General features: G+C 67.3%; 15 protein-coding genes. 5 read left to right on the top strand and 10 right to left on the bottom strand.

The window, feature by feature from the left end; translation table 11 throughout:
* The first annotated feature begins 29 nt into the window (after positions 1–29).
* From MWN52_RS02070 to MWN52_RS02060, 3 genes are all read left to right on the top strand, one after another.
* Positions 30–872, top strand: a complete 843-nt coding sequence (locus tag MWN52_RS02070; protein WP_286576377.1) for a class I SAM-dependent methyltransferase — start codon at positions 30–32, stop codon at positions 870–872.
* Between the two features lie 423 nt (positions 873–1,295).
* On the top strand, positions 1,296–2,207 hold the full coding sequence (locus MWN52_RS02065; RefSeq protein WP_286576376.1) for an outer membrane beta-barrel protein: 912 nt from the start codon (positions 1,296–1,298) through the stop codon (positions 2,205–2,207).
* Between the two features lie 158 nt (positions 2,208–2,365).
* Positions 2,366–3,037: a flagellar biosynthesis protein FlhF gene (locus MWN52_RS02060; RefSeq protein WP_286576375.1), complete on the top strand. Its 672-nt coding sequence runs from the start codon at positions 2,366–2,368 to the stop codon at positions 3,035–3,037.
* A gap of 121 nt (positions 3,038–3,158) precedes the next feature.
* Here MWN52_RS02060 and MWN52_RS02055 read toward each other — a convergent pair whose 3' ends face one another.
* The 9 genes from MWN52_RS02055 to MWN52_RS02015 all read right to left on the bottom strand — a co-directional run bounded on the left by MWN52_RS02055 (position 3,159) and on the right by MWN52_RS02015 (position 20,175).
* A complete protein-coding gene (locus MWN52_RS02055) occupies positions 3,159–6,437 on the bottom strand; it encodes a S8 family serine peptidase (protein WP_286576374.1) in 3,279 nt (1,092 codons plus the stop codon).
* A 124-nt stretch (positions 6,438–6,561) separates the two neighbouring features.
* Positions 6,562–6,837, bottom strand: coding sequence for a hypothetical protein (locus tag MWN52_RS02050; protein ID WP_286576372.1), 276 nt, complete (start codon positions 6,835–6,837; stop codon positions 6,562–6,564).
* A gap of 41 nt (positions 6,838–6,878) precedes the next feature.
* Positions 6,879–9,260 carry a S9 family peptidase gene (locus tag MWN52_RS02045; protein ID WP_286576370.1) on the bottom strand — a complete coding sequence of 794 codons (2,382 nt, stop codon included), beginning with the start codon at positions 9,258–9,260 and terminating at the stop codon, positions 6,879–6,881.
* A gap of 44 nt (positions 9,261–9,304) precedes the next feature.
* The gene (locus tag MWN52_RS02040) at positions 9,305–11,566 is read right to left on the bottom strand and encodes a hypothetical protein (RefSeq protein WP_286576368.1); all 2,262 of its coding nucleotides are present in this window, start codon (positions 11,564–11,566) and stop codon (positions 9,305–9,307) included.
* A 90-nt stretch (positions 11,567–11,656) separates the two neighbouring features.
* Positions 11,657–14,230 carry a S9 family peptidase gene (locus MWN52_RS02035; protein ID WP_286576367.1) on the bottom strand — a complete coding sequence of 858 codons (2,574 nt, stop codon included), beginning with the start codon at positions 14,228–14,230 and terminating at the stop codon, positions 11,657–11,659.
* Between the two features lie 360 nt (positions 14,231–14,590).
* The gene (locus MWN52_RS02030) at positions 14,591–17,458 is read right to left on the bottom strand and encodes a TonB-dependent receptor (protein WP_286576366.1); all 2,868 of its coding nucleotides are present in this window, start codon (positions 17,456–17,458) and stop codon (positions 14,591–14,593) included.
* Positions 17,459–17,608: 150 nt separating this feature from the next.
* The gene (locus tag MWN52_RS02025; RefSeq protein WP_286576364.1) at positions 17,609–18,646 is read right to left on the bottom strand and encodes a FecR family protein; all 1,038 of its coding nucleotides are present in this window, start codon (positions 18,644–18,646) and stop codon (positions 17,609–17,611) included.
* A 12-nt stretch (positions 18,647–18,658) separates the two neighbouring features.
* Positions 18,659–19,243, bottom strand: coding sequence for an RNA polymerase sigma factor (locus MWN52_RS02020; protein ID WP_286576362.1), 585 nt, complete (start codon positions 19,241–19,243; stop codon positions 18,659–18,661).
* A 476-nt stretch (positions 19,244–19,719) separates the two neighbouring features.
* The gene (locus tag MWN52_RS02015) at positions 19,720–20,175 is read right to left on the bottom strand and encodes a PA2169 family four-helix-bundle protein (RefSeq protein ID WP_286576361.1); all 456 of its coding nucleotides are present in this window, start codon (positions 20,173–20,175) and stop codon (positions 19,720–19,722) included.
* A 178-nt stretch (positions 20,176–20,353) separates the two neighbouring features.
* Between MWN52_RS02015 and MWN52_RS02010 the strand changes: the two genes are divergently transcribed.
* Both MWN52_RS02010 and MWN52_RS02005 read left to right on the top strand, forming a co-directional pair.
* Complete coding sequence (locus tag MWN52_RS02010; protein WP_286576359.1) at positions 20,354–20,980, top strand: YiiX/YebB-like N1pC/P60 family cysteine hydrolase; 627 nt, start codon at positions 20,354–20,356, stop codon at positions 20,978–20,980.
* A 90-nt stretch (positions 20,981–21,070) separates the two neighbouring features.
* Positions 21,071–21,292 carry a hypothetical protein gene (locus MWN52_RS02005; RefSeq protein ID WP_130523854.1) on the top strand — a complete coding sequence of 74 codons (222 nt, stop codon included), beginning with the start codon at positions 21,071–21,073 and terminating at the stop codon, positions 21,290–21,292.
* Between the two features lie 108 nt (positions 21,293–21,400).
* Here the strand turns inward: MWN52_RS02005 and MWN52_RS02000 are convergent, their stop codons facing one another.
* Positions 21,401–22,219 carry a GAF domain-containing protein gene (locus MWN52_RS02000; RefSeq protein ID WP_286576357.1) on the bottom strand — a complete coding sequence of 273 codons (819 nt, stop codon included), beginning with the start codon at positions 22,217–22,219 and terminating at the stop codon, positions 21,401–21,403.
* Positions 22,220–22,234: the final 15 nt, after the last annotated feature.

Below are 22,234 nucleotides of genomic sequence, written 5' to 3'. Positions count from 1 at the left end.
CCGGCCCGCTCCCGCTGTCGCGCCATGACGTGCCCCACTCCACCGCACCGCTGCTCACCCAGACCACCGCCACGGCCTTGATCGCCGCGCGCGATGCCGGCCTGTCCGAATGGCAGGGCTCGCTCGACCTGGGCCGCTCCACCGGCACCGCGCGCCTGGGCGCGTCCGACTGGGAGTGGCGCGGCGTGCGCTATCCGTATCCGGGCAAGACGCGCGATCGCACGCTGTACCACTTCGACGGCGAGGACTTCGTCCCGGTGTCGCGCTTCGCCGGCGCGCTGATCAAGCTGGTGCCCACGCCATGGGACGTGCCGACCTTCGAGATCGATGGCATCAAGATGCTGCCGACGTCCAAGGCGTCGCCACTGGACGATGCGCGTCGCAAGGTGGCCCTGGTCGCCCCGCGCGGCAAGACGGTGCTGGATACCTGCGGCGGGCTGGGCTACTTCGCCGCGTGCTGCCTGGCCGACGGCGTGGCGCGCATCCTCTCGTTCGAGAAGAACGACAGCGTGCTGTGGCTGCGCACGCTCAACCCGTGGTCGCCCGACCCGGACTCGGCCGAAGCCGGCGGCCGCCTGCAGTTGCAGCAGGGCGATGTCTCGCGCGAGATCGCCGCGCTGCCCGATGCGGCCTTCGACGCGGCGCTGCACGACCCGCCCCGCTTCGGCATCGCCGGCGAGCTGTACGCGCAGACCTTCTACGACCAGCTGGCGCGCGTGCTCAAGCGCGGCGGCCGGCTGTTCCACTACACCGGCAGCCCCAACAAGCTGACCAGCGGCCGCGACGTGCCGCGGGAAGTGGCCCGGCGCCTGGAGAAGGCCGGCTTCCAGGCGCAGCTGGCGCTGGACGGTGTGTTGGCGGTGCGGCGCTAGGCCGCACACCTGCGGTTGCGCCGGCCGCGTGGCAGGGCTGACCTGGATGCAGCGCGCTTTCGGTCTTCCTATCGCCGCACCAGCGCGCCTGTCCGCGTGGTCCCGGCGGAGGAACCCGCAGGCAGCACACCCGCCGCAGTGCCTCGCGGCAGGACCGCCCAGGCACCCGCCTGTTCATGCTCGTCTTGACAGCCTTCGGGCGTGACGCCACTGTGCGAAGCTGCAGCCAGGGGAACTGCAAGAGCCGTGCGGCGCAAGCCGATGCGGCGGGGCTACGGTGTCGCGCGGGCGCCGGGGCTGGCAAGGGGAACCGCGTGCCTCCTGGCCTGCAGGGCGCGTCTGTCGAAGACGTGCCGGCAAGTCGTTCGTGGCACGCCGCCGCGGGGACGCACATCCAGGACGAGACCAAAGAGAAGGAATGCCATGAACAAGTCTCCCGCGCTACTGCTGGCGTGCCTGCTGGCCGGCCTGGCCTCGCAGGCGCAGGCCCAGACCGTGTCGCCGGCCTTCGACGCCTGGCTCAAGTCGCGTCGCGCGCCGGCCCAGCCGGGCGCGGCCACACCGCCTGCCTCGCCTGAGCAGCGCCCGCTGACCGAAAACCTGGCGAGCCAGGCCCCGGCCTATTCCGCTGCGCGCCCGGCGCCGGCGACTCCCGTGCCGCCGGTGCCGCCGCCCGCACCGGTCCCGCCGATGGCCCCGCGCGCCGATGCGCCCGTGGCCGTCGCCTCCGCCCCTGCGACCTACGCGGCGGTGCCTGCGCCGGCCCCGCCGCCGCCGGTGCAGCGCAAGCCGCGCGAGCAGCCCCGCAATGCCAGCGGCGCCTTCGTCGGCGTGCAGGCGGGCAAGGGCTGGGTGTACGAGGACGTGGACCAGACCATGTTCGGCCTGAGCGCCGGCTATCGCTGGCGCGCCGGTTCGGTGTCCTTGATCGGTATCGAGGCCGCGGCGGGAAAGCTGGAGGAAAGGAAGCGGCAGGACGACAAGTACGGCGCGTCGGATTTCTACAGCCTGGGCGCCATCGCACGCTTCAACTTCGGGCGTCGGAGCCCCTGGTTCGCGCTCGCACGCCTTGGTTACTGGTACGGCAACACGACGCAGTACGACACGCTCGGCCGCTACTATCGCCCAGACGGTAGCTCGTACATCAGGTACGACAGGTCGCGCGAACACGTCTATGGTGCCTACGCCGGTTTCGGCATCGGCGTGGATCTCAACCGCCACACCAGCCTGAGCCTGAACTACACCGGTTACGTCTACTCCAACAGCTACGACTACGACGAGTACGACCCCAACTACGCTGACGCGCTCAATCTCGGGCTCGAGGTGCGTTTCTAAACCTCCGTACCCACCTGACGGGCAAGGACACCTCCCCGGCAGCGCGCATTCCGATCCAGCGCTGCACGTGCGAACTGCACGCGCGGCGGGGCGCTCGCCTTGACAGCCCTCCGGCGCACGGCCACTGTGCGAGCCTGCAGTCCGGGGGGGAGCCCGCCATGAAGACATCCACAGCAGCGCTGCTGGCCTGCCTGCTCGTCAGCCTTGCCGCGCCGGCCGGTGCCCAGACCGTTTCGCCCGCCTTCGACGCCTGGTTGAAGGCCCGCCGCGACGCGCACGCCCGCCTGCTGCCGACCGCGCCGGTGGCGGCGACGGCGACGGCCGGGCTCGGCGTGCCGCACGCCCCGGCTGTGGCGACGGCCCCCGCCGAGCCGACCGCCGCGACCACGCTCGAGACCGCGCCGACCGTGGCCCAGCCTGCGCCGCCGGTTCCTGGCTACAGCGTCGCCCCGACACCCGTGCAGCCCGAGCCGGCCATGCCGGAGCCGCTCCCAGCCCACGTGGCGCACACCAAGCTCGGCGCACCGGCCTCCGCATCGGTTTCCCTGCAGGAGCAGGTGTCGGCAATCCTGCCTGCACCGGTCATCGCGCCGCGCCCTGCTCCACCCGCCCTTATGGTCGCAACTCCGCCGGAAGTCGTCGCATCACCGCCCGCCTCGCCGAGCCGATACGCAGCGCCGAAAGCCGCACATGGCGGCGCCACCGATGCGTCGCGCATTCCAACGCGCGACTACGACATGGCGGTCGGGCCGCGCTTCACCGTCGCCACCGGCGGGGTGGACATGGGGCAGTATCTGGCGCTGAGTAGGCAATACCTCCGCTACCAGTGACGGGTGGGACGCCGGGGCCCGGCGTTCCCCTTCAGGGCTGGCTTGAACCGCTCAACAGAGGGCGGGAGGGGTGGCATCCTGGGAAGACCGTGGGACTCGGGCCAACCTTCCGGCACACGCCTCAGCGCGCCGCCATGACAGCGGCATTCTGGGCAACGACGCAGATCAGGACCGACGCCGGAGGCTGTTTTGCAAAGCCGGAGGCCTGCACGTCCAGCAGTACCGCCGGAACATAACCGGCGGGAACGGCGTTTCTGCGCCAGAGGTTGACTGGCACGCGCCACTGGGCAGCAACCTCGCGCATGCGTGGCGCGTCGGCGCTGGCTAGCGCACCAAAATCGGGGTGCGAATGCGTCTCCCTGAGGACAACGCGGCCAGGCTTGTCACTGGCGTGAGTCAGCACCCACTTCCACGTGCCGGCCTTCGGTCGATCCACCACGATGCGTTTGTTGTCGCCGGAGAGATCCGCTTCACCCTGCCTCGTGCACCCCTCGGCCGTACAGGCATACAGATTGATCCAGGCCGAATCGGTCCCGGCCTCCGGGGTCAGTTCCAGCACGAGGCGTTCGGTCCCTTCGGCCACCGTCAGCGTACGCTCGACATCCTGCACGGCGGACAGCGCAATCGTCTCACTGCGTTGTACAGCCAGCGCGTGGCTGCGCAGGTAGCCCTCGAACGGGGCGCCCGTATTGCGAAGCACCACCTCTCCTCCCGCCATGCGTGCCTCCACCGACAACAGCGAGGCGCGCACGCCGATCTTCGTGCGGGGAAGGACGGTGCCTGGCGCCACCGACCAGTCCTGGGCGAAGCCATCGCCCATGTCCATCAAGGTCATCTGCCAACTCCCTGCCATGGGTGTGGCCAGATCCTGCCCCCCGTCCTCGACGGTGAAGGTGGATGCCGCTTGCCAGTTGTTGGGCGCGTGCATGAAGGACCTGATCTCCTTGCGCCCGTCCGACACCTCCAAGCGCACCAGGCCCGCGCCCTCCGGCACGTCGTAGAACAGGTTGACTCGACCGGGGCGATCCAGTTCGAAGGTTTGCTCCACCTGATACCGGTTCTGCGCCGTGAACCGATGCGGCACGACGATGGTGGCCGGGATGACGGCGGCCGGTCCCGCCAGCCCCTCGCGATGCAGCTCCAACAATGCGCTGTAGACCCGCGCCTGGGCGGCATCCACCTCCACGACCAGGGACACGGGCCGACCCAACGGCAGCACGACCTGCGAAGGCGACCGGAACGCCGCCTCATCGCCCGTCCACCGCAGCCGGTAGCGGACCGGCGTGGCAGGGCCGCTGGTACGCGTAAGGGTGATGGTGCGCGCGGCGCGCTGGCCTGGCCGCCAACCTTCGCGCTCGAACAGGCCCTGTCCGGTTCCTGGCCGCTGCAGCCAAGGGCTCATCAGTGTCTTTACGGGCGCCGACACTTCAATGGCTTCCGGCGTCTCATGAGCGATCCGCTGCAGGCGCTGCCAGGCGGCGTCGACCTGGATCAATCCGCGCCCCTGCTTGTAGACCGGCAGGCGCGGCAGCGGCCGCGCGGCGTCACGCAGCGCGCGGTGAAGTACCGAACCGCTCACGCGAAGGCCCTCGCGCTTGGCCGCTCCCACCAGCATCGCCGCGCCGCCCGCCGCCACCGGCGTCGCGCAGGAGGTGCCACTGCAGATGCCGTAACCGATCATCCTGAAAACACCGGGCCGCTTGCCGCCGTCGTCGCGGTCGACATTACCCGGTTCGAGGCTGGTCGGATTCGCGGGGGACAGGAAGTCAGGCTTGAGCCCTCCGTTGCCGGCCGGTCCTTCCGAGCCTGCCCAGTGGAGATCGTCCTGGTAACGCACATGGATACCATAGTTGGCGTAGACCGCATCGGCGCTCTGGTAAGCCCCTATCGACAGCACATTGTCCGGGACCGTCGCGTCGGAGATGGTGGACATGCCAGGCGTATTGAACGCCGTGAACAGGGTCGGCTTGTCGTGCAGCGCCTGCAGCCGACCGAGCACAACGGCGATCAACGAGCCGCCGTCCACGCCGATCTCGTGCAGGCTCGTGATCGCCGCGTGTCCTTCGATCAGCACGACATCGACGGCGGGGTGCTCGTAGGCCGCGATCATGGCGCGCGAGAAGCCGCTGACATCCTCGTTGGCATTGATCGCCACCAGCTGGACACCTGGCGCGACGCCTTCAATCCTGCCCTCCCTGCCCCTGCTCGCGGCCAATGCACCCGCGACGGCGGTAACGTGCGAGCCGAAGCCCATGTTGACCGAAACGTAGTCGCCATCGATCTGAACGGTGTAGCCGACCGTCTCACGGATGCGGGTGGCAGGGTCGTCCTGTCCAAGCACGCCGATCTGCCGTGAGCGCGCATACTCCTCCACGCCGGTTTCGTCGTCGAAATCGCCGTCCTGGTCGGTATCGATCCACAGCATGCGACGCGCCGGCGACCACAGCACACGCGTGCGCAGATAAGTGTTGGCGTTCTCCGGCTTCAGGCCTTCGGGATACCGCCGCCCATGGAAGGCCTTGTCGAGCACGGGCCAGACGGCCCAGAGCGCACCGATCTCCTTGTCCAGGTCGAGCAGCGCCATCCGGTAGTCGCCAGCGGCCGGCACGCGATGGCGGCTTCCCGCGATCGCGATCGCGCCGTCGCGCGCGGCCATCGTCGCGCTCAGGCGGTGGCTCCAGAACCAGCCCTTGCGTGGCGCGGCCGGGTCCAGCGAGGGCTGCAGGCCGGGGATGTTGATGACGTCGCGGAACTTCGGCAGCGTTCCGCCGTTCGCGGCAAGCGCCGTCTGCAGTTCCGGCGAAAGGAAATCCGGAAAGTACTCCACATGTGCGACCACCACGCCCCGACCGTCATTGCCCGCGTGGCGCATGAGGAAGGTGTCCGCGTCCATGTCCTTCCGCACGTCGTACGGGTGCTCCACCGGCGCCATGCCCTCGCGCGGAGGCCAGCCCTCCCGGATATTGCGTACCGGCGAAACGGCGCCATCCGAAGCCGGTTTTGGATCCCAGCCGTCGGGTGGGTTGGTTCCGCGGATGACCCGCTTCTCCACCGCGAACGACACCAGCGGAGCGTTGGCGAGGAAGCGTGTCACCTGCGATGACGGCAGGACGGCGGTGACGAAATCCGTAGGCCGATGCGCGTAGTCGACACGGCCGCCCAGCTGACGTACGAGTCGTTCGACGTCTCCGCTTCTGCCGGGCGTGGCCGCTACCGCCACGCCCACCGCAGGCTGCGCGTTGACCATCCAGGCTTCGCGGCTATCCAGCTGGTGCCGGAATACCGGATTGGCCAGGACGGCGGACGCAAGCGCTGCGCCGGCGGCCAACAGAAGCCAAGGCAGCGCCGGCCGTACGCGTCGCCGTGCCGCCGAACCGCAGGTGAGTGCACCGAACTTCATCATTGCCATCCCTCTAGAAGAAGTGCTGTTTCATTGCATGGACAATCTGGCGCCACGCCCATCCGCACGGAGGGAACCTGATCGGGGCCCACCGGCGCACCGCGCTCGATGTCGTTCCCGTTCGCTAGGTTTCGCGCCCGGCCTGCGTTCCGAGGTCGCCCTGCTGGATCCCATCCGGACCGATCCAGCATTCCTCGTCGGCATCAGGCGGTTGCCCATGACCGCACTCGCGGTCGCGCTCCCAGTGGAGTCCTGGCATGTGGAAGCGTGTCCGGAGCACGCCATGCTCCTGCCCGCCCCCCGAACCGCTGCAGGCCACGACTAGGACCATGGGCAACAGGAATATCGCGCGCCCGGCGGCCATCAGCTTCTCCAGGCCGGCCCGGTTCTTGCCGGTCATCGCGTTGGACGCGCCTGCCGGATGCGCCGTGCACGGGCCGTTCATTCGTGCTTCTCCACGCCGAGGTGCTTGTCGAGGAACTGCACCATGCGCCGACTGACATCGACCGCGCTCGGTGTCGACCAGGTCGCGATAACGTGTCCCTGCCCCGGATAGATCGCCAACTGCACGGGACGATCGAGCCGGCGCAGCCCGACGAAGAGTTTCTTGGACTCCTGATACGGCACGGCGCCGTCCCTCTCGCCCGCGACGATGAGCATCGGCGTGTGGATCCGGTCGATGCGGTAGAACGGCGAGTTGTCGATGAAGCGCTGCGGATTGGCCCATGGCGTTTCGCCCATGCGTCCCTGGCCCTGCTCGGCCCAGCGGATCCAGTGGCTGCCGCCGGCATCGTCCATGCCGGCATAAAAGCTGGCCAGATCGAAGGTCCCGTTGACCGGAATCGCCGCGCGGAACAGCCCGGTATGGCTGACGATGGCGGCCGTGCTGTAGCCGCCGTACGACTGGCCACTGACGGCGAGCCGATCGATGTCCACATAACCGGCACCGGCGACCGCATAGACCTGAGCCAGTACCTCGTCGGTCATCTGCTGGGCGGGATGGCTTGGCGTTCCCTCCGGCGCCAGCACGATGTTGGCCATGATCACGACGTAGCCCCGGCTGGTGAAGACCTGGCTCGGCACGGTGTTCCCCGCGCCGCCGCCGAAGTAACTGGCGCGCGTTGAGAGATCCGAACCGGAGTAGATCATGACGATGCCTGGCAGGCGGTCGCCCCGCTTCGCGCCGGGTGGCAGCAACAACGTGGTGCGGACGCTGGCGATCGATCCATCATGCTGCGGGGTCCGCGTCTGGATCACGGCGGCCGAGCCGTAACGGCGGCCTTCCAGTCTGGAATCAATCGCGGTCAGTTTCTGCCCGCGCGTGACGCTGGTCGAGAAGCGGTACAGATTGGACGGCGTCGCGATGTCTTCATAAATGCCGACAAGCCTGGTGTGGTCGCCACCGGCCACGAACCCGTTGGTGCGGTACATCCCGCTGGAGAGCGTGCTGCGCCGACCGGATGCAATGTCGATGCGCATGACGGCCTGCGCGCCAGTGCTGCGCTGGCGCATCTGGACGGCGAGCCGTCGCGCGTCGGGCTGCCAGAGGACGTTTTCGTTGGCGCGTACCAGATCGAGGAACTGCCAATCGGCCTCTCCCGGCAACGCCAGACGCCGTGGTGCGCCTCCGGACAACGGCACCAGCGCCAGCGCCTGGGGCGCCCGATCCCGACCGGTCCCCTTGGGGTCGATGCCCACCAACAGATGGTTTCCGTCTGCTGTGAAATAGAGCACCGCCGGGGCCAGCTCGCCGAGGCCCTCCGCGATCGGCTGCGGCGCGCCCGGCCCATCGCCGGAGAACGCCACCGACCACAGCCGACCCTCCTTGAGGTAGAACAAGCGGTCCTGGGTGGGATGCCAGCGATAGTCGGCGCGCGTGTAGTTGACGCTGTGCTCGGAGGAGATCAGCCCCTTGGCGATCGACTGCGGTGCACCCCCGGCCGATGGAACCACCTGAAGATCGGTCGCGTACTCGGTGGAAAACTCCTCCCGGGGATGGATCACCGAGATGTAGCTGACCCAGCGCCCAGACGGCGACAGGTCCAGCCGGTTCGGGCGTGTTTCGCTCTCGGCGGGCACGAGTATCCGGGTCCTGCCGTCGCCCAACGAAACCGCCGCCAGCGTCGCGTTGTAATAACGCATCATGAGCACATCGGTGGCGCCCATCCGGCCCGCCCGCTTCTCTGGCTGGTCGGCTTCTCCACCGCCGTAGTGGACGATCGCATCGGTTCCCGCCACGCCGGCGGTGGCTTCCTGGGACCGGTGGCGCGCCGCGGGCGTTGCTCCGGGGGGATTCGGATCCAAGGGAAGATAGAGCGTGGCGCCGTCGGGCGACCAACGTGGTTCGGAACCCGAGAACACGCTGGCCCGCACGACTGCATCGGAGATGCGCCGGCAGGCGCCGGTGCCGGCTTCGTACGTCCACGCGTGGACGAGGCCATCGGCATCGGAGTAGAACGCCAACCGCTGACCGTCGGGCGACCAGGCTGGCGACCACTGGTTGCCTTTCCCGGCGCAGACCGCGCTCGCCATGCCGGCCGACCGCGCATCGGCCGACCCGACATACAGCCGCGCCCCGTCTGCGGTCGTGGGCGTGCCGTTGGGGAGGAAACGGTCATCCTGCGGCTGCGTCGCCGGCGGCGTGACGACGACGTAGGCCACGCTGTCGCCCGAGGGCGACGCTGTAGGCCGTTCCTCATACGGAAACTGGTTGGCTGTGAACGCCAGTTCGTACGGAAAGGCATCGCTCGACGCGGTCCTGTCTCTCGCACTCACCGGAGCGGTCTTCATCGCCACCATGGCCAGGCCGGCCCACAGCGCCATCGCCGGCAGCGCGCCGAGGCGCCTGCGCCGTGGAGCTCCGTGTCTCATCGTCCGCCCCTCTTGGCCGCCTGCTGCATATCGCGGAGCGCATGCCAGTGCGCGTACTGCGCCGCCTTGGCCGGATCGGCCGCGTCCTGGTCCATCAGCCAGAAGCGCCACCAGTCGATGCTGGTGCCCAGCGAGCGCAGGCGATGCCGTGGCCGATTCGTGGTGTGCGATGCGGCCGGAAAGTAGAGAATCTCGGCCGGTTTGCGCATCGCCAACAGCCGGTCGGCGATCGCCCCGTGATGGACCAGCGAAGGCAATCCGTGGGAATGAAACAGCACCGGCGTCGTGATCCGCACGAGTTCGGCGTCGGTAAACGGGCGCATGCGCTCGGTGTACTCGACCGCGCCGCCATCGATGTTGATGGCGGCAGCGAACCGGATCGACGAATGAATCATCAGGTACGAGACGTAGTAGCCGGCGCGGCTCCAGCCGGCGATACCGATGCGCGCAGGGTCGATCAGGCCATCGCGGTCCAGGCGTGCGACCGCCGTCTCGATATCGGCAAGGATGCGCGGGCCCTCGCCGGCGGTCTCGACCACGTCCCGCATCGGCGGCTCGCGCGTGTACAGCACCATGAAGCCCTGCGCGGCCAGCATCTGGGTCGCGTGACTACTGAGCTGCCAGATGCCGTCGAACAGATACGGCTCGCCTTCGCGGCCGAGCGTGCCGTCATCGAGCAGGATTACCAGCGGATAGCGTTTGCCAGGGAGGTATTCGAGCGGCTTGACCAGGAAGCCGTCGGCCGGGGCACCAGGCGCACTGCGCCAGCGGTAGGCCGTGGTCTCACCGAAGCGCAGAGCTGACAGGCCCGGGTTCAACGCGGTCAATGCGGTGACGCTACCGGTCGCGGGATCGTAGGCACTCAGTTCCGGTGGCGTCTTCAGCGTGTCGCGCACGCCAAGCAGCAGGCGGCCATCGCTGACCACATTCCAGCTATCGTTGAATCCGACGGTGAGGGGACCGTAGACCGGACGTCCCCATCCGCCGTCCGCGGTGCGGGACAAGGTGCCGAACTGCTTACCCTTGCGGTCCAGCACGAGCGTACGACCATCCGCCGCCCAGCCGATGGGACGCGTCTCCGGATCCAGGCCCAGCGGCACCCGCCGACGCGTGCCGACGTCCACTTCGACCCAGGTGGGCGGGTCTGCCGGTCGCTCCGGCGACAGCGTGTAGACGATCACCGACGTGCCGTTCCTCGACCACATGGGTCGACCGCTCTCGTAGCGCTTGAACTGAGGGCTTGGCGCATCGAGCAGCGGTTCGATTTTCCCGCTGGCGACATCGACCATCCCGACCAGCGGCGCAGTGCGGCGCGCGTACGCATTCATTCCCTCGCCGTTGTAGTAGGCATAGCGCTCCGGATGCAGCGGCTGCGCGGTTAGTTGGTATGGGTACAGCAGCACCCGTTTGCCGTCGGGCGAGGCGGGGATCGCCCCAAACCCAAGTACGCTGTCGTCGGCAAGCGACTGGCTTGGACTGCCGGCCGCCTCCGGATCACGGTTGTCGGTGGCGGCAGGCAGGCTCTGCCGCGAGTCGAATACCAGGTGCGGCGCGCCATCGCGGATCACGAAGTATTGACGGACCGCGTTCCAGCCGCCAAGGCGCATCAGGGCGGGCATGATCGTCGAGAAACTCGACTGGTTCGGGAACACGTCGCGGTCCCAGAGGAACACACCATCCTCTTCCAGTCGCCGTGTGCCGGCACTGTCCGGAATGTGTGCCGCCGAGAATGCGATCAGCTCGCCTCCGGCGTCGAGGGTGAACGCACGCAGCGGATCGGCGTGGTGCGTCAACTGGCGCTCGGCACCGGAGGCGATGTCGAACAGGTAGGCCTGGGCGATGCCGTTGCCGTCCAGGCCCAGATAGGCGATCGCGGCACCGCCACGTACGAAACGCAGCTGTCGGATCGGCGAAGCGGTCTGGTCGAGCCTGTCCCCGATGTAGTCGCGCGATAGCAGTACGCGGGGAACACGCACGCCGAGCGGCGCGCGCAGGTCGACTAGGCGCAGTTGGTATACGTTGGTATTGCGCGCGAGATCGCCACGCCAGGTGACGAACGCCGCCTGGGCTCCATCGGGCGAGATCGCAGCGACCTCATCGCCTGCGCCCGCCGCGTACTGAATCCGCGTCATTGCGATCGAGTCCTGCACCTGTGCCGGCCGGCCGGCCGCAGCCGTCCGGGCGCACAGGACGATGCAACCCAATAACAAGAATGCCAGGCACCGACGCTGCGCGGCATGGAGCTGCATGGTCGTCATCGAAATGTCCCTTCCGCGTGTTGAATGTTCATCGATCGGCGTGGCGGCGCGTCATCTGTCCAGCGCCCATCGCGTTGGCAACTCATACGGTCACCCCTCCGGCGCCGACGTCTCGCGCTGCGGGAACGCGTCGAACCACGTGAAGATCCGCTGCCACATGTCGCGGATGTTGGCCGGACTCTCCAGCACGTGACCTTCGCCCCAGTAGCGCACGAAGCGCGCCCGCTTGCCCTGGCGATACAGACCATTGAAGAACTCTTCGCCTTGCTGGATGGCGACGTAGTCCACATCACCCTGCACGATCATCAGCGGCGTATTGACGCGGTCCACCTGGAAGATCGGACTGTTGCGCAGATAGCGGTTGAGCTGCTCCCATGGCGGTCCGCCCATGCGAGTCTGCGCGGACTCACTGAGCGCCATCTGGAACAGATCCTCCTGAGGATGGTCGCCATAGCGCAGGCGCGCGTCGAACTGACCGTACAGGCTGATCAGGTTGGACAGGCCAGCCAGCGACACCGCCGCCGCGAAGCGATCGGTCTGCGTCACCAGGCCATAGGTCGAGTAACCGCCGAAACTCTGGCCCATCAGGAAAAGCCGCCTGGGATCGGCGATGCCCATCTCAACGACTTTATCCACGGCCGGCAGCACCCCTTCCGGCAATCGCAGCATGGGATCGTCCGCCGCCCCCTCCGGCCCCAGTGGCATGCTGGGGAGCAGCACCGCGTAGCCGTGCGCCACGGGGATCTGCATGTTCAGTGCATTGGGCAGGGACGGGTCGGCGATGTACGGCTCGGTGGCGCGTGCCATCCATCCGGCGTAGACCCAGGTCAGCAGCGGCAGCCGCTCGCCCTTGCGACGTCCCGGCGGCAACAGCAGCCAGGCAGTGAGCTTCTGCCCGCTGAGGCTGGTGTAACTGATGCGCTGCGCGCTGGCTGGCCTGATATCGGCGAGAAACGCATTGGCATCAATGAGCGGATGCATCCGCCCGCTGTCGGCGACACTGCGCCACAGGCGCAAGCCGGTGCTGTCGTTGCGCAGATAGAGGGCATCACCGCTGCGCGGATCGAAGGCCTTGAGCGCGGCGCGTGGCACGGGCGTCTTCAGCGGGGTCAAACGACCGGTTTCCAGGTCCAGTGCGATTGGCGTGGCCTGATCGCCCTCTCCTGTCTGGAGAATAAGCTTGCGGTAGCTCTGGCCCGGGCGGGGCCACTGCTCCTGGCCGTTGTTGCCGTAGACCGGCCATTGCAGCGCTGCGACGGGCGCGGCGAGTTGGTCCGTCAGGCGCTCTGGCGCGGCACCGATGCGGATGCGCCAGATCTCGCCCCCGGCCAGTCCGACGAAACTGCGATAGCCGGGCTCGGCCCACAGTTCGGCGGGCGCCTTGGCGAGGGAAGCGGTCAGATTACGCGGTGCGCCTTCACGGCCCAGCACCCACCAGTCCCTGCGCGCGGTCACGGCCGGCGCACGGCCGCCCTCGCGGGTGGCGGCATACAGCAGAAGCTCGCCCTGATCGGTCCATTCCAGCTGTTCGCTTTCGCGCACGATGGCCGTGGGATCCAGGTCGTCCAGCGCGCGGACCGTCGATGTCCGGCGTTGCAGGTCGATGAGGTAGAGGGAGGGAGATCCACCACGTCCGGCTTGCGGATAACCGAGGAACGCCAGCGTCGCGCCATCGGGCGACCAGCGCATCGACTCGGCCAGGACATTGGCGCTGGTCGGACCCTCCAGCGCGATGGGTTGGCCCGCGAGCGTGGCCAATCCGATCCCATAGGTGTCCGATACGGCGAAAGGGAGCGGCTCGCCCTGGCGCGGGCGGTACTTCCCGACCGCTTTCGCGAAAGCAACGGTGTCGCCGCGTGGCGAAAGCTGAAGATTGATCGTGCTGCCGGTCACCACACGCGACGTCGTGCCGGCCGCGAGGTCGACCAGCAGCAACTGGCCCTGGGGCCGCGTGGAGAGGTCCACGGGCTCGCCGCTCTCCAGCACGCTGGCGGTGGCCTCCTTGCCGGAGACCACCTTGGGCCACTGGCCACTGGCGATCCGCGGCGTCGCCAGTTCGATCTCCATGCCCACAGGCTTCTCGCCCGGGGGGAGGACCGGCAACAGCAGGCGGCTGCCGTCCACCCAGGTGTAGGGCCTTGCATGGATCTTCGCGGTGTCCACGCCCAGCTCGGAGAGCAGCTTCAACTGCCGAGCCTGCGCGTCCCAGACCCAGGCGCGCACGTTGCCGCCGCGCGTGGACAGCATGGCCAGATAGCGGCCGTCCGGCGACCACTCCGGGGCCCACCAGCCCGAGCCGTCCTCCCGTCCGTGCGTCAGATCGACGGGCACATCGTCGCCCGTCTGGAGCCACACGTCGCTGCCTGCGTTTCCCCACAGGTATTCCCATTTGTGGTTGGCGAGTTCGCGCTTGGGGCGTACGCGCGTGAACGCGAGCGTCCCATCGCGGGCGAACGCGTAAGGCCCACCGTAGTACCGGCCCACATCCTCGATCTCGAAGATGTCGTCGATGCGGAACGGCCGCCCACCATCGTCCTTGGTCCGGGCCGGCAGATCCGGCGGGAATAACGCCGCCAGGAACAACAGGCTGGCCGCCCACCCGTTCATCGGGCGGCGTCGGAAGAACGCCTTGTCGCGAAGGTCCACCTTCGACGTGTCCATCATGTTTCCCCTCTGTGGCATTCGTTCATCCGTCCGCTGCCTTGCCTTTCAATCCAGTCGCTGAACCGCGCCAGTTCCGCGCATGTGCGGTCGATGCGCGGCGTCGGCTCCGACGCCCGCTCGCCCAGACACGGACAGGCGATCGGCCGGTCGCCGCTCCTTCCCACCCCGGCCGCAAAGACGGGCCGCGGCGCAGTCCCGAACAGTGCATCCGGAGTCGCTGGACCCATCGAGCCGTGAATCCGCACCTCGCTTTCGCGCATTTCAGTCAAGCCGATGGCGACCCGCCGATGACATGGCAGGAAGATCTCGTGTCGTTGGGGGTCGTCTGCCAGCGCTGCGGTCCGCGCCCTGGACGGCGTGTCAGAACTTGTATTTCAGATTCGCGTAGAAGTAGCGGCCGCGCACATCGGCCTGCTGGAAGTCGTAGCCGACGAAATTGTTGGAGAACGTGCCCTGGTTGTTGGACGCATTGATCACGCCGACATTCACGCTCAAGCCGTTGGTGCCGCCCTTCGCTCCGCCGAAGTCGTAGCCTGCCTGCGCGTCGTACCACCACTGGGAGGGCATGTAGCGGATCCCGTCGTAGTCCGTATAACCCGCCAGATAGCGCGCCAGCACATTCGCACTCCAGCCGCCGCGCGACCATTGCAGCCCCGTATTGCTCTTCAGCCTGACCGGATAGCCGGCGCGATTGGCATGGCCGACCTCCTCGCTCGGCCTGCCGCCCGGCATGAGCAGGACCTTGTAGCTGTCCACGTAGCTGCCCTTCATCGACCAGATGAAATTGCCCCAGGACTGCGTCTTGAACGCATACGCCGCCTCGAAGTCCACACCCTCCACGACCACCTGACCGAAGTTCAACGTGGTCAGATCCAGTCGCAGCAGACGGCCCGGCAGCCCCGCAGCAGTATCGGCGGCGGTCGGAGCAGCACGGTGGATGAGGTGACCGAACAGTCCGGGGTTGGACAGGATCAGGTCGTAGTCATAGAAGCGCGTGATGAAGTCGGTCTGCTTGACACGGAACAGGCTGGCACCGAACGACAGGCCGGGAATCGACCTCGGTTCGATGATGAAGCCCCCGGTGACGGACTTTCCTTCTTCGGGCTTGACGTAGAGACTGCCGCCATACCGCATCTCGATCTCCACCGCCTCGTCATTACGCAGGGGATCGTCGATGAAGACGGACGGATAGGCGCGCTGCGGCGCATGCAGGTCGTACAGCGAAGGCGCCTTGAACGCGGTACCCGTCGAAGCGCGTAGCAGCAGCCATGCGGCCGGCTTCCAGACCACGCCGAACTGCGGGTTGAACGAGGAGCCGATGTCGCTGTAGTCGTCGTGGCGACCGGCGACATTGAACTCGAGACGCTTTCCTGGCTCCTGGGCGAGCGGCAACGATGCCTCGAAGTAGAGCGAGTCGATCTCGCGCCGTGAGTCGATCGTCGTCGTGGAGACGTCCCACTTGAGCGATTCGCGGCGACCTGCGGCACCTACCGAGTACTGCAGCCGGGTTCCGAACATGTCCCATCCCCCGGACAGCGAACCCTCGAGCATGGTCGCGCCCGTGCTCTGCGTGTACGTATCCCTCAGCCGGATCGCATCGAGCGTGGCCGGATTGTTGGCGTTCGGCAGGCTCGAGAACACATTGAGCGCAACCGCGGGGTCGGTCTTGTCCAGGTACTCCCGGACCCGATCGATGTCGACGAAGTTGCGTTCCACCGTGGTGTTCTCGTCCTTGTCCGACAGCAGACTCACGTCCCAGTCCAGGCCAAGGAGCGTGCCCCGCGCACCGGCGACCAGGCGTGTGAAGCTGGTCAGCGCATCGTCCTGGCGTGGCCCCAGATCGACGAACCGGTAGTTCACGCCGACATCCACCCCGAACGGATTGAAAGGATTCGTCGAGGGAACGACCACATAACCGAAGTCGCCGCCGTAGACCGAATCGGATCCGATCTCGATCAGCTGCTTGATGCGCGTATGCATCAGCTCGCTGTAGAAGGTGATCCCGTTGTCCAGGTGATAGCGCCCGCTGCCGATGACGCCGACGCGCGTGGTGCTGGGTGACAACACGCCCCACGGGGACACATCGGAGTAGTTGAGCACGCCGTCGGTCGCGGCGAAGTCCGCAGGCGTCAGCCCGATGCCGTTGGTGCCCTGGGGGACGCCGGCGAAGGTGTGATTGAGCCCCGGCAGATTCCCCGTTCCCGGGAGCGCGAAGATGTTGCCCGGGAAGCTGTTGACGGAGCGACCGTCCGAACCGCCTTGGGCGCGAAAGTCCCAGGTCGAGGTCGCATCGCGATCCAGCATCCGCAGCGCATCGCGTGTGAAGTACTCGAACACCAGGGTTCCTTCGAACCTGTCACCGGCGCCGCCCATCAGAAGCGAGCCCGACTTCTCTGTCGCATCGCCCTTGTACGAGGTTCCATAGCGCGTCCTGACGACGGCCCCGTCGTAGTCGCTGCGGAGGATGAAGTTGATCGCACCGCCGATGGCATCGCCGCCATAGACCGCCGATGCGGTGTCCGTCAACACTTCCACGCGCTCGATGGCTTCGATCGGGATGGTGTTGAGGTCGAAGAAGTTGCGAGATGCCTGCGCGCCCGACGCATTGACGCGGCGGCCGTTGATCAGGATCAGCGTCGAGCCGTAGCTCAGGCCCCGCAACTGCACGGTAGCCGATCCCAGCCAGCTGTTGTTGCCCGACTCGTCCATGGCCACCGCGGCCTGCGGGATCGCGTTCATCAGTTCGCGCACGGTGGAAACACCCGTGCGCTCGATCTCGGCCCGGTCGATGCGGAGCACAGGCGAAGCGCCTTCGAACTCGCTGCGCTTCAGCCGCGAGCCGGTCACCAGCACCGTGTCCAGATTGGCGGAGGGTTCGGAATCGCGCGCACCGCTTGCCGGATCGCGTGCGGGCGCAGGCGATGGCCTGGTCGCGGGCGTTCGCGCCCGCGCGCCCCTCTTCAGTACCACCGTGTTCGCGTTGAGGAACTCGTAGGTCAGACCCGTTCCGGCCAAGGCCCGCTCAAGCGCCTGCTTCGTCGACAGGTGCCCCTTCACCGCGCCGACACTTTTTCCGCGTAGCAGCTCGATGTCGTAGACGACCTGTACACCGCTCTTCTGGCTGATCCCGTTCACCGCCTCGACCAGGCTCCCGGACGGGATGTCGTAGTCGAACTGCTCGGCTGCGCTCTGCGCGAATGCGTTGCCGGCAAGCGCCAGCGTGATCATTGAAGCCAGACACACGCGCCTGAAAGCGCGAAGTGCCGTGTTGCACCCCGAAATCCCCGTCATTGGCATTGTTCCCCATGGCTGTGATGCGTTCGCGGCGAGCTGCCGCCGAACCGTCATCAACCTGAGACGCCTCGACTGGGGTGGCCCCTACTTTCTCTCCACGATGATTTCCCCGCGCGCTTGCGTCACCTGGACCGGAAGCACCATCGGCAGCGCGATGGCGATGTCCCGCGCATTTCCGACCTTGAAGTTTCCACTCAGGACGAGCCTCTCCAGGGATGGATCGGCCAGCCGAATCTTCATCGCGGAGTACTTGTTGATCTCTCTTACCGCATCCGGTAGCGGCGTGGCGCTGAAGACGTGGAAGCCCTCCGACCAGCCGATCGCGGACTTGACGTTTCCATCTTCCCGCGTCCATACCGCATGCGAGGGCGAGTACCTGGCTTGCTGTCCTGCGGCAAGCCGGATTCCGCCCGACCCATCAGGCGTGCTCTGGGTACTGTCCAGGGCGATGGATCCTTCCACCAGCGTCACCAGGACATTCCCCCGATCCTGCTCGTCAACCTGGAAACGCGTGCCCAGCGCGGTGATCCGCCCACCGGCGGCATCGACTACGAATGGGCGTCGGGCGTCATGCGATACATCGAAGATCGCACGCCCTTGAAGCAGCCGTAGTTGGCGCCTGCCGGGGCTCAGCGTGACTTCCACTCGCGTGGCCAAGTCCATCTGCACGCGCGAGCCATCGGCCAGCACGACGGTGTGAGGATGATTCCCGGTCTGGTAGAGCTGCTGCGGATCGGGCCAGTACCGCAGCGCCATGCCCAGGCCAAGAGCGCATAAGACCACACTCGCCGCTGCCGCCAGCGAAAATGCAGCGTTTCTGCGCGCCGGATGGGCACGCGCCGGCGCTCGCCGTTGCTGCACGGCCGCCGTCCACTCCGCCATCGGATCCTCTTCTGGCTCAAGCGCCTGGCGGGCAAAGACGCCGATGATTTCGTCATCCGCCAACCCGTCGAGCTTGCGCCACAGCGATTCGGTTGCGGCGAACGCCTCGGCGTGTTGCGCCGCACTGCCGCGCCACTTCTCGAAGTCGGCGCGTTCGAGGGTCGAACAATCCGGCGCCATCAGGCGCGCGAACCACGCTTCGGCCTGTTCCCTGGCTGTGTGACGAGTCGACATGTCCATCTAAGACGCCCCTCAGGCGCACTCCCCCACTGCGACACGCAGTGCCGCCAGCACCTGCGAGATGTACTTCTCGACCATTTTCACGGAGATTCCGCAGATCTGCGCGATCTCCGGATACGTCTTCCCATGGGCCCGGCTGAGCAGGAAGACCTTCCGGCACTTGGGCGGGAGCCCGGCGATCACCTGACGGATCAGTTCGAGCTCCTGCTGGGCCAGTACCGTCCGTTCCTGCGAAGGCGCCTCGGATACCAGCTCCAGGTCGTCCACCGACTGTTGCCCGGCTACGTTCCGCGACAGATCCGAACGCACGCGACTCAAGGCCAGGTTGGTGGCGATCCGGTACAGCAGCGACTTCCATACGACCGCGGGCCTGGAGTCGTCATAGCCATAACGCAGGATGCGCAGGTAGCTCTCCTGCACGATCTCCTGCACGTCGTCTTCGGTCGCCGCACGGCGACGTAAAAACGCCGATAGCGCACGCCGATGTTCGATGAAGAACGTATCGAAACTCTGCGCGGGCGCCACGCAGCCGCCCTCCAGCGATTCCTCCGGATCGAACGCCAGTTCCTGAGCGGCGATGTGGGGGCCGTTCGTCATGCGCTTCGTTCACGACGGGGGTGCAGCAGCGGAGTCGGCGGAAATCTCTCACTTCCACTCCACGATGACAAGCCGGGAACTGCGGAATTTCCGATTAACGCGCAAGAAAGTCATCATCTGGTCGCGCGCACTTGAATGCGCCAGAGATAATCAATCATCCCGGTAGGGTGCATGCCCCATGAGGCGTCTTAGGTGCCCCCGTCGTCGGGACGACCGTGAGAAAGGGACCACCGGTATGCCCTGCGTCACGCGCGCCCGGCGCTGTGATCGCACAGGCCCAGCTGGCCATTCGCCACGATTGCAACGGAACGCTCGAGAGCGCCGGTTAATCCTCGGCCTCCGCATGCAATGATGGGCTTGCCGTCCGGCACTCGGCAAAAAAAAAGGCCGGGGTGAGAACCGGCCGAAGGAACATGGAACGTATGCAGCCTGCCGCGTGCCGGTCTCATGAAGCGAGACCGGCACGCGGTGCTGGATCAGCTGGCCTGCTTCATCGCGCGCTTGCGATCGCGCATGACGGCGTGGGTCTCCTGCACCTTGGGCAGCAGCTGGACGATCTCCTGCTTGGCGGCGACCGACAGGTCGGCGTCGTTGGCCGCTTCCTTGAACGCCTTCAGCAGGCGGTCCTCGGATTCTTCCAGCTCGGCCACATAGCCGTACTGGGTGTCGCCGAAGGCGGCGCGGACCTTGCCGTACAGCTCCTGCATGCTGCCGACCAGGGTGCCGTGCTCGGCCGGCTTCTCGCCGGAGGCGGCCACGACGCTGGTCAGGCGGTTGACGATGTCGGCCTTGGTGCCGGCGATGCGGCTGAACAGACCCGCCAGCTCGGCGTCCTTCACCTTTTCGGCGGCATCGCGGTAGAAGCTCTCGCCGTCACGGGCGATCTCGATCAGGTCGTTGACGGCGTGGGCGGTGTGCTTCTCGACGGACATGGGTGTCTCCTGACATTCAAAGGGAGGGCCAGTCTGCCGACGCGCCCGAAGCGGGCCGTGAGCGCTTGTTGCGCGCGCCGTGACGCGGCGCAAACGACTGCGCCGCGCGATGAACGCCACGCAACCGCGCAGGCGCGGCCGGCGATAATGGGCGCCCCTTCCTCAGCGGTTCGCCCAGATGCGTGTCTTCCTGTTGCTGTTGGCACTGACCCTGACCTTCGCGCTCCCGGCGCAGGCCGGCGTGCGGGTCAAGGATGGCGACCTGCTGTTCGTGACCGCCGCCAGGACCGGGCTGAGCGGCGCCATCGACGACGCGACCGCCAAGCAGGGCCAGCCGAGCTACGACCACGTGGGCCTGGTCGCGCACGACGGCCGCACCCAGGTGGTGCTGCATGCCGACGAGGAAGGCTCGCGCGCGCAGCCGCTCAAGGAGTTCCTCGACCAGGCGCGGGCCAAGCAGCGGCAGGTCGTCGTCTATCGACTCAAGCGCGAGCAGCGCGCCGCGATTCCCGACGCCATCGCCAAGGCGCGCACGCTGCTGGGCAAGCCCTACAACTTCACCTACGTGCAGAACGAGGACAGCTACTACTGCTCGGACTTCATCGAACGCGCCTTCCGCGCGCACCATGTCTTCGCGCTGCAGCCGATGAACTTCAAGAACCCGCAGACCGGGCAGATTTCGCCGTACTGGGTCGACTTCTACCGCGGCAAGGGCATGGCCGTGCCGCAGGACGCGCCAGGCACCAATCCCAACGACATGTCCGCCTCGCCGGCGCTGGAGCGCATCGGCGTGCTGCTGCCCTGAACAGCTTTCGACGGTGACAGCGCACCGTCACCTGTCGATGACCCGGCCGGTGCCAAGGTCGGCGCATCCATCCATCCTCGGGAGAAGCACATGGGACTGTTCCGCCTCGTCGCCCTCGGCACCGCCGGCGCCATCGCCTACAAGCTGTGGAAGGACCGCCAGGCGCGCGATGCCGCGGCCGCCCCCGCCTACGATCGTGGCGATGTCACTCCGCCGCACGGCGATCCGCTGATCGGCGCGGCCACCGCCAGCTGGGAACCCGAACCGGCCACGCCGGCCGCGCAGTCCAGCCGCGGCTTCGGCGAAAGCTAAACACCTCAAGGCCGGGGCGCGAACGGCCCCGGCATCGCGACACACCAGCGCCGAAGCGTCAGGCCCTGCTACAACGGGCCGGCGCCTCGGCGTTTTGCTGCGTCGCCTTCAACCCGCCTGAACCGGCCTGTCCGCCGCAGGCTCCACCTGACTGGCGATCCTGCGCGCATAGGCGCGGATCAGCTGGATCATGTCCGGGGTGACGGTGCGCGCCTCGGCGTCCAGCGCGCACACCGTGCCGAAGACGGTGTCGTCCTCCAGCAGGATCGGCACCGAGATATAGCTCTTGAAGCCATACAGCGCCGGCAGCGGGCTGCAGGCATACACCGGATGATCGGCCGCCGCGCCGAAGACGATGACCTCGCGCGACTTGAGCGCATCGCCGCAGATGGTGACTTCCAGCTCCAGCTTCTGCCCCGGCGCCATGCCGAAATCCAGCTGGTCGTAGAAGGCCAGCGCGTTCCAGTGGGTCTGGTCGACCTGGGACAGCGCGGTGAAGCGCATGCCGGTGAGGTCGTGGATGGCGCGCAGCATCTGCGGCACCCCCTCGACCTGCTCGGCCACCTGCGCATCGATCCACTCCCGCGCCTGGCCCGCCTGGGCCGGCGTGCCCCGCTCGCGCCGGATCCGCGCCGCCAGCACCTGGATGGTCAGATGATCGACGAAGCCGCGCACCGCCGAGACCACGCTGCGCACGATCTGGTTGGGCCCGACCAGGCACAGATGCCGGCCCACGCAACGCACATCCTTGAGCCCGTGCCGAAGCTTGAAATCGGCCGCGTGCTTGGACAGCTGGGTCAGCCAGTCGGCGCCGGGCGCGGCGTCCAGCAGCGCCACCAGCACGTCGTCGTGCGCCGCCGCGGCGGGGCCAGGCACCTCGAAGCCTACGATCAGCGGCAGATGCGGCATCGGCGGGGTATGCGGCATCGGCGGCTTCTTCGG

Origin of the sequence: Pseudoxanthomonas winnipegensis (assembly GCF_030322905.1) — a bacterium.
Taxonomy (GTDB): domain Bacteria; phylum Pseudomonadota; class Gammaproteobacteria; order Xanthomonadales; family Xanthomonadaceae; genus Pseudoxanthomonas_A; species Pseudoxanthomonas_A winnipegensis.
The sequence above is the reverse complement of the archived record's forward strand: the minus strand, read 5'-3'. Positions and strand labels throughout refer to the sequence as shown.

Excerpts from the sequence above, each read along its gene's own strand:
- MWN52_RS02065 (WP_286576376.1), top strand. The coding sequence starts at position 1,296 with ATGAACAAGTCTCCCGCGCTACTGCTGGCGTGCCTGCTGGCCGGCCTG.
- MWN52_RS02060 (WP_286576375.1), top strand. The coding sequence starts at position 2,366 with ATGAAGACATCCACAGCAGCGCTGCTGGCCTGCCTGCTCGTCAGCCTT.
- MWN52_RS02055 (WP_286576374.1), bottom strand. The coding sequence starts at position 6,437 with ATGAAGTTCGGTGCACTCACCTGCGGTTCGGCGGCACGGCGACGCGTA.
- MWN52_RS02050 (WP_286576372.1), bottom strand. The coding sequence starts at position 6,837 with ATGACCGGCAAGAACCGGGCCGGCCTGGAGAAGCTGATGGCCGCCGGG.
- MWN52_RS02045 (WP_286576370.1), bottom strand. The coding sequence starts at position 9,260 with ATGGCGCTGTGGGCCGGCCTGGCCATGGTGGCGATGAAGACCGCTCCG.
- MWN52_RS02040 (WP_286576368.1), bottom strand. The coding sequence starts at position 11,566 with ATGACGACCATGCAGCTCCATGCCGCGCAGCGTCGGTGCCTGGCATTC.
- MWN52_RS02035 (WP_286576367.1), bottom strand. The coding sequence starts at position 14,230 with ATGATGGACACGTCGAAGGTGGACCTTCGCGACAAGGCGTTCTTCCGA.
- MWN52_RS02030 (WP_286576366.1), bottom strand. The coding sequence starts at position 17,458 with ATGATCACGCTGGCGCTTGCCGGCAACGCATTCGCGCAGAGCGCAGCC.
- MWN52_RS02025 (WP_286576364.1), bottom strand. The coding sequence starts at position 18,646 with ATGGACATGTCGACTCGTCACACAGCCAGGGAACAGGCCGAAGCGTGG.
- MWN52_RS02020 (WP_286576362.1), bottom strand. The coding sequence starts at position 19,243 with ATGACGAACGGCCCCCACATCGCCGCTCAGGAACTGGCGTTCGATCCG.
- MWN52_RS02015 (WP_286576361.1), bottom strand. The coding sequence starts at position 20,175 with ATGTCCGTCGAGAAGCACACCGCCCACGCCGTCAACGACCTGATCGAG.
- MWN52_RS02010 (WP_286576359.1), top strand. The coding sequence starts at position 20,354 with ATGCGTGTCTTCCTGTTGCTGTTGGCACTGACCCTGACCTTCGCGCTC.
- MWN52_RS02005 (WP_130523854.1), top strand. The coding sequence starts at position 21,071 with ATGGGACTGTTCCGCCTCGTCGCCCTCGGCACCGCCGGCGCCATCGCC.
- MWN52_RS02000 (WP_286576357.1), bottom strand. The coding sequence starts at position 22,219 with ATGCCGCATACCCCGCCGATGCCGCATCTGCCGCTGATCGTAGGCTTC.